General features: G+C 61.4%; 2 protein-coding genes. Both read right to left on the minus strand.

Translation table 11 applies throughout. The features are described from left to right. Positions 1-528, minus strand: a 528-nt coding sequence (locus OO70_RS50535; protein ID WP_043688326.1) for a hypothetical protein, incomplete at its 3' end; no start/stop codon positions are given. Between the two features lie 188 nt (positions 529-716). Then, the coding region (locus OO70_RS55190) for a hypothetical protein (protein WP_158711689.1) at positions 717-1,017 on the minus strand (301 nt) is incomplete at its 5' end.

Consider the following 1,017-nt stretch of genomic DNA (forward strand, 5'->3'; position numbering starts at 1 on the left):
GTATAAGAGACAGACCGTGAGCGACACAGGCTGTTCGTACGCGGTGCCGTAGTCGGTCTCCGCCAGCTCGGGATGCAGACCGTGGCCGCTGATGAGATCGCCGCCGAGCAACAGATAGATTCTGAAAGGCGCTCCGTCTGAGCGCGGCCAGGATGAGGTCGTCAGGATCGAGGCCGTCTCGAACAACCGGCCGAAGCGCTTCCGCGCGATGTCACGGTCGAACATGTTGACGCCCATCATCTCTTCGAGGTTCACGACCTCGCCGTCATGGGTGTCGGACAGATGCAGGATGGCAGCCTGTCGGCCACGCTCGCCTTGCTGGAAGACCCAGGGCTTGCATATCGGCTCGACCGGCTCCAACGATAAACCCAGGATCGAGGGGCGGGGGTTCCCAGCGGGGACCCCCCCCCCGCGCCCCCTGCGGACGTGATCGCGCGTCAGACCCATCGCGTCGGCTGTTGCCTGCAAGTCCTTCAGCTCGACGTACTTGGCGAAAATCTCGTTCCGCCGTTTCAGGTTAACGGTCAAAGGGGGTGGTCCTCATGGGTTCGGGACTGTAAGGTTTCGACTGATAGGCGTTACGCTGATCGGCGAAGCACTCACGGGCCGCAGCGTTGTATTCGTGCTGCTCGACCATCGCGGCTTGAGTTCGCCTCAGAACGACGCGCCTCATGATCGGCTTGCCGTGTGCGTCGACGACACCAGGGATCGGAACGTCAACGATCAATCGTTCGCATTCGGAGGGCAGGTCGACTGCCTGCTTTGGACTTAGCGTCCTTGTGTCGCTCGATGTCACGCAGCCACCGAGCGTCAGAGTCGTCAGTGTACTCAGGAGGACAGGCAGGCTTGCCCGTCGCGGCCTGTAGAAGCTGTTGGTCCTCATAGTCCTTGACCATCTGTTCGAGTTGATCTTTGCGGGAGCTGACCTCGGACAAGCTCTTGTCGGCTTTCGCCTGCATGTCAGCTTGGATGAGCGCGTCGCGCTTCTGGCGATCCAGCTCAGCTTGCTTCTCGGCG

The sequence above is a fragment of the Streptomyces xylophagus genome, assembly GCF_000716435.1.
Lineage (GTDB): Bacteria > Actinomycetota > Actinomycetes > Streptomycetales > Streptomycetaceae > Streptomyces > Streptomyces xylophagus.